At 38.3% G+C, this 6,379-nt stretch carries 6 protein-coding genes; 3 read left to right on the top strand and 3 right to left on the bottom strand.

Annotated features, from left to right (window positions below):
* Positions 1 to 115 precede the first annotated feature (115 nt).
* From RZ78_RS02465 to RZ78_RS02455, 3 genes are read right to left on the bottom strand one after another with little or no spacing between them, the layout of a single operon-like run.
* Positions 116 to 1,114 (bottom strand): serine hydrolase domain-containing protein, encoded by a 999-nt coding sequence (locus RZ78_RS02465; RefSeq protein WP_054608030.1) that lies wholly within the window; start codon positions 1,112 to 1,114, stop codon positions 116 to 118.
* A gap of 16 nt (positions 1,115 to 1,130) precedes the next feature.
* On the bottom strand, positions 1,131 to 2,966 hold the full coding sequence (locus RZ78_RS02460) for an ABC transporter ATP-binding protein (RefSeq protein WP_054608029.1): 1,836 nt from the start codon (positions 2,964 to 2,966) through the stop codon (positions 1,131 to 1,133).
* Positions 2,950 to 4,683 (bottom strand): ABC transporter ATP-binding protein, encoded by a 1,734-nt coding sequence (locus RZ78_RS02455; RefSeq protein ID WP_054608028.1) that lies wholly within the window; start codon positions 4,681 to 4,683, stop codon positions 2,950 to 2,952. The genes RZ78_RS02460 and RZ78_RS02455 overlap by 17 nt, the downstream gene beginning before the upstream one ends.
* 133 nt (positions 4,684 to 4,816) lie before the next feature.
* On the opposite strand from RZ78_RS02455, the gene RZ78_RS02450 reads away from it, so the two are divergent.
* From RZ78_RS02450 to RZ78_RS02440, 3 genes are all read left to right on the top strand, one after another.
* The gene (locus RZ78_RS02450) at positions 4,817 to 5,146 is read left to right on the top strand and encodes a hypothetical protein (protein ID WP_041152760.1); all 330 of its coding nucleotides are present in this window, start codon (positions 4,817 to 4,819) and stop codon (positions 5,144 to 5,146) included.
* 109 nt (positions 5,147 to 5,255) lie between these two features.
* Positions 5,256 to 5,609, top strand: coding sequence for a hypothetical protein (locus tag RZ78_RS02445; RefSeq protein WP_054608027.1), 354 nt, complete (start codon positions 5,256 to 5,258; stop codon positions 5,607 to 5,609).
* 103 nt (positions 5,610 to 5,712) lie between these two features.
* A complete protein-coding gene (locus RZ78_RS02440; protein ID WP_191978830.1) occupies positions 5,713 to 6,267 on the top strand; it encodes a cysteine hydrolase family protein in 555 nt (184 codons plus the stop codon).
* Positions 6,268 to 6,379: the final 112 nt, after the last annotated feature.

Below are 6,379 nucleotides of genomic sequence, written 5' to 3'. Positions count from 1 at the left end.
AAAAACTGGGAGGAATGTCACCGGTTGAATACCGGAACAATTCCTCCCAGAAAATTGCATAACCATCCTCCAATTTTAGGGGTTCAGGTCAGATACATTAAGTATCCGTCTTTTTTTATTTGTTTTCGTTTAAATAGGTTTCAATCAAAGGTTTACGACGTTCAATATAATATTCGTTTGGTGATACCGGATGAATGCGGTTGGATAGAAATACCATAGCGTGTTTCTTTTCAGGAATGATGACGATAAAGGTTCCGGTAAAACCAGATTGCCAGATAAATGGCATCCCCTCGTAATCAATCCTTTCAAAACCATAGCTTCTTCCTAAGTCATGCTTAGTCTGGTCGGTGTAAAAACCACGGACTGTGTCAGAACTTAGTACCGGATTATCGTCTGGATTCAATACTGATTCGACGAACAACAATAAGTCATCCATATTACTGAATAACCCGGCTGAACCACAGTCCTCACCTAGCACTTGTGCTTTTGGATCATGAACATGGCCTTGTAACAAACCGTGTTCTTCATCGTATGTGGTTGGCACACACTTCTTCGCATCAGGATGAAATGAACTGTTAACCATGTGTAATGGTTTTAAGACCAATTCCTCAATTAAAGGTTGAATGGCCTTACCGGTTACCTTCTTAGCAATTAATCCTAAGAAGATAAAGTTCACGTCAGCGTAGTGCATTTCGTGATTTAAACCAGCACCCGCTTTCAATCCCAACAACGCTTTAATTAGCTCATCATGGTCTAGTTGATCACGATGTGGAATGTAGCCCTCAATTCCTGAAGTGTGGGTAATTAGATTACGCACGGTCACTTCTGGATATTGCCATTTTGGTAAGTAATCACAGATTGAATCTTCTAGTGATAGTTTACCGTCTTCGACTAGTTTTAAAATCACCATTGTGGTTCCGACGACCTTAGTCAAAGAAGCCATGTCATAAATCAAATGACCATCGGTTAAGGGCACCTCTTTAGGCACTAATTGCTTGTTTCCAATCAGATGGCGTTGAGTGCCATCTTCATCAATAAATGCGTAGTTAACGCCGGGAACAACACCATCGTCAACTAACTTTTGAATCGCCAATTCCGTCTTATTATATTTCATCGTCTTCATCACCTAATTATAGATTGTTACCAATAAATTGTGAGTTGTATAAGTCAGCATAGAAACCGTTTTGTTCCATTAATGACTTGTGGTTACCTGTTTCTCTAATTTGTCCATGGTTCATCACAATAATCTTTTCTGCGTTTTGCACAGTTGATAATCTGTGGGCAACAACGAAACTGGTACGACCTTGAATCAAACGGTCCATTGCGTCTTGGATTAGTGATTCAGTTCTAGTATCAACTGAACTAGTTGCTTCATCCAAGATTAGGATTTCTGGGTTAGCTAGGAATGCACGGGCAATGGTAATCAATTGACGTTGACCTTGAGAAACGTTTGATGCTGCTTCGTTTAATACAGTATCGTATCCGTCAGGCAACTTTTCAATGAATTCGTCTGCTTGAGCTTCCTTAGCTGCTTGATATACTTCTTCATCGGTTGCGTTAGCATTACCGTATTTAATGTTATCAAAGATGGTACCAGTGAATAACCAGCTATCTTGTAGCACCATTGAGATGTGTGATCTAAGTTCACTACGTGAGTATTCACGAGTATCGATACCATCTAACTTGATTGATCCAGAATCAATATCGTAGAAACGTTCTAGCAAGTTAATGATGGTAGTCTTACCAGCACCGGTTGGTCCAACGATGGCGACAGTGGTTCCCTTTGGAACATCTAGGTTGAAGTCCTTAATTAAAGGAGTGTCTTCAACATATCTGAAGTTAACGTCTTCGAACTTAATCTTGTCGTTAGTTTCTTCATGAGCCAACTTCACATCTGAGTCTTGCATTTCAGGTTCGTCTAGGACCTTAAAGATACGTTCAGCAGATGCAATAGTTGATTGAATGGTATTTGTTAAGTTAGCTAGGTTGGTGATTGGTTGGTTAAACATGTTGACGTATTGTAGGAATGCTTGAACATTACCTAATGTAACGGCACCTGCTGCAACCTTAATTCCACCAAAGATGGCTACGAAAACGTAGTTTAAGTTCTTAACGAAGTTCATTAATGGGAACATAAAACTAGATACGAATTGAGCCTTCCATGCGTAGCTGTAGTACTTATCGTTTTGTTCTTCGAATTGCTTGATAGCTTCTTCTTCACGGTTAAAAGTCTTGATGATGGTGTGACCAGCAAAGTTTTCTTCAACTTGACTGTTAACATCACCCAAGTGACTTTGTTGCTTACTGAAGAAACGTTGTGACTTAGGAGCAACTACCCCCACGATGATTCCAATCAATGGAAGTGTACAGATGGCAACCAATGTTAGTGAGAAACTAATGGTTAACATCATGTATAGCACACCAAAGAATAGAAGCACACTGGTGATGAATTGTGTTAAGTTGGTTTGAAGCATTGTAGAAATGTTATCCATATCGTTGATCATTCTAGACATGATATCCCCATTGGAATGAGTGTCATAGTATGAGATTGGTAAACGTTCTAGTTTAGCTTTCAGGTCCTTTCTCAATTGGTAAACAACCTTTTGAGAAATGTAAGTCATAATGAATTGTTGACCGACGTTGAATAGCGCAGCCAAGATATATAATGAAGCAACTGTAATTAGGATATGACCAACCGCTGTAAAATCGATTGGAATTGAAGAAACGTGTAAACCTTGTTTCTTCATTACAAAAGCCTTCATAACACCCTTGTAAATTTCAGTAGTGGCTTCCCCTAAAATTTTAGGAGTCACAATTTGTAGCACCACGGCAGCGATTGCCATGATTAATGTGAAGATGATTCCTAGCATCCATGGTTTAACATACTTCACTAAGCGCCATGTTGCTGACCAGAAGTTTTCTGCTTTTGCGCCTTTTCCTTTTCCATGATTATGCACGGTCGTCATCTCCCTTCTTAATTTGTGAGTCTAAGATAGCACGGTAATATGGGTTATCCTTGGATAGTTCTGCGTGAGTACCTGATCCAACAACCTTACCATTGTTCAATACCAAGATGACGTCTGCATCAGCAACTGTTGAGATTCTTTGGGCAACAATCACTGTTACAGCGCTTTGAATCTTTTCATCCTTGTTCAATGCTTGTCTTAACTCGGCATCGGTCTTGAAGTCCAATGCTGAGAATGAGTCATCGAATACATAAACGTCAGCATCCTTTAGAATTGTTCTAGCGATTGCTAAACGTTGTTTTTGTCCACCAGAAAAGTTGTCCCCGTTTTGTTCAACACGGGTGTCTAATCCGCCTTCTTCTTTAACGAAGTCGGCTGCCTTAGCAACTTCTAGTGCATGCCAGATTTCATCATCTGTAGCATCTTCATTACCGTACATCATGTTTTCTTTAACAGTACCTGTGAATAGGACTGCTTTTTGTTGAGTAATTGAGATTAACTTGTGAAGTTCTTTTTGTGACATGTCCTTGATTGGAGTGTCATCAATCTTGATTTCACCACTTGAAACGTCGTATAGACGCGGAATCAAGTTAACCAAACTAGACTTACCAGAACCAGTTTCACCAATAATGGCAACGGTTTGGCCAGCCTTAGCTGAGAAGTTAATATCTTGAAGCGCTAACTTCTTGCTGTCACCGTATTTGAAATCAACGTGGTCAAATGAAAGACTAGCTGAATCAGATTTTGGTGCAACAGTTTCATCAGCGTCGACGATTGAATCGTTAACGTCTAATACTTCATTGATACGACTTGCTGATGCTTGAGCTCTAGGAATAAATACGAAAAGCATTGAAAGCATCATGAAACTAATCAAGATTTGAGTAGCATAAGTCATAAATGATACCAAGTTACCAACTGCAAGTGAGTTAGTAGCAATCATCTTGGCACCAAACCATACGATTCCAACGTTGGTTCCACTTAGGATGAAAGTCATAAGTGGGAACATTAATGAGGTAAGCATGAAGACTCTGATTCCTGTCTTAGCGTACTTGTTGTTGTACTTGTCAAAACGGTCTTGTTCATATTGATCACGGTTAAATGCACGGATAACACGAACACCGGTTAGACCTTCTCTAAAGACTAGGTTCAATCTATCAGTTTGGCCTTGTAACTTCTTAAATAGAGGTCCGGCAAATGACATGATGACAAATACAGAGACTAATAAGACACCTAATGCACATAGGAAGACAACGGTAAGATGTGGACTCTTAACAAAGGCCAATACCATTGCACCTACTAGCATAATGGGTGCCATTACCATCATTCTTAATACTTGAATCATTACGTTTTGGATTTGCACAACATCATTAGTATTTCTAGTAATCAATGATGCATCCCCAAACTTATCCAAGTCTTGGTCAGCTAAATAAATAATCTTACGGTATAAAGCTGATCTGATTTTCTTCCCCATCTTTTGGGATTGGGTGGCAGCAAAGAAGATGTTACCCCCTGCTGCTAGGACCCCGATAAACGCAACTCCTAACATCTTAAGACCTTGGGTCCAGATATAGTTAATATCATTTTGGGCGACCCCTTTGTCGATTAAGTTAGAAGTAACGGTTGGTAAATACAAGTCACATGAGACTTGCACAACCATAAATAGGACAGCTGCAACAACTGCCCACCATACTAAATACTTCTTAGCAAGTTTTATCATATTTACATTCACTCCGAACGATTTTTTTAGTATTTGCCGTTTTAAAATTCAAAAGATTATTATATACTCTACTCGTTGATTTTAAAAGGGATTGCATTACCCTTTTATTAAATACACACAAAGGAGTAATACTATGGGAAGTAATTCTGATGCATTAAGAAACGTTTTGACGTTTGTTAAGAACAATCCTGACAAGGTCATCATTAATAATAATAAGTACAACAACGCCATCCAAATGCTAATTCAAGACGACGTTGCTGTCGGTAATCCTGACCTCTTCTTCCCGAAAAATCGCATTCGTGCCAACCGCATGAATCGATCATTTTTAGAAGAAAACAGTCACCTTTTGGATTACTTCAGTGAAATGACTGATACAAGCTCCATGGCGTTTAACGACGTTTGGATTTCTACCAGTCATATCTTAGACCTAGGTAAATATTTCCTCGATTTATCTTTTGAATAATCACATTATACTATAACAAAATTTTTATACTATAAAAAGCAACAACTTGACGTATTTTGTTGTAAATAGTATTATTTTATACTGTTAGTTTAAAAAATGGAGTTATGAAATGAACAGTAAGATTGCCGCGATTATCATCTCAATTTGTGAATTCTTCCTAGTGGCCCTATATACGGCGACCGGAATGGTATACGCATTTTCGGATGGTATCGACATTGAAAATGCCGTTATGATCGGCTCACTATTCTTTGTCCTCGCTCTATGCTATTTAATTCAAATCATCTTTAATTTCTTTTTGAGAAGCATCTTCGCAAAGGAAGTCTTTTTAGGCATTTTAGTCCTAGTCTTTTTTGCAGCATGCATGCTTACTCCTGATATTAATCTTGAATTAGTAGTCATTAATTGGATTGTGATTATCGCAAACATTTTAAACGTGATGGATTTAGACTTATTAAAATTTTAAGTAGGACATTTTGTCCTACTTTTTTCTTATGTTTTCGATAAATAAAACTGGTTATTTTTTTATACTCATATATAATAGTAGTAATTTAATTAAGGAGTTATCCATTATGAGTAATGAAGCCCTACTGATTATTGATTACACAAACGATTTCGTTGATGAAAAAGGAAAGCTAACCGTTGGAAAACCTGGCCAAGTGCTAGTTGATTACATCGTTGATTTAGCCGAAGAATTTCGTCAAGCTGGCAAGTGGGTCATCCTACCAACCGACTTGCATCAAGAAAATAACCCCTATCACCCAGAGACTAAGTTATTCCCACCACATAACTTAAAGGATACCTGGGGTCGTGATTTCTACGGAAAACTAAACGACTGGTACAACGAACACAAGGATGAAGAAAAGGTCTACATGTACGACAAGTCTAGATACAGTGCCTTTGCCGGAACTGATTTAGATCTTCGTCTCCGTGAAAGAAAAGTAGATACATTACACCTAGTGGGTGTCTGCACAGATATCTGTGTATTACACACTGCTATTTCCGCATACAACTTAAATTACGACGTTGTCGTTCATGAAAAAGGTGTTGCTGGATTAACCCAAGCTGGTCATGACTTTGCTCTAAGTCACTTCAAGGGCAGCCTTGGTGCTACAGTTAAGTAAACAAAAAGAAGCTATCAAACGGAACTGAAGTTATAATATTGAACAGATAAATAAAAGCACTTTCGATAAAATGATTATTTTTATTTGATAAAATAACATAATTCGGAGGTGT

The sequence above is a fragment of the Apilactobacillus kunkeei genome (genome assembly GCF_001308195.1).
Classification (GTDB): Bacteria; Bacillota; Bacilli; order Lactobacillales; family Lactobacillaceae; genus Apilactobacillus; species Apilactobacillus kunkeei_C.
Note: the sequence above shows the minus strand (reverse complement) of the source record. Positions and strands in the feature narration are given on the sequence as shown.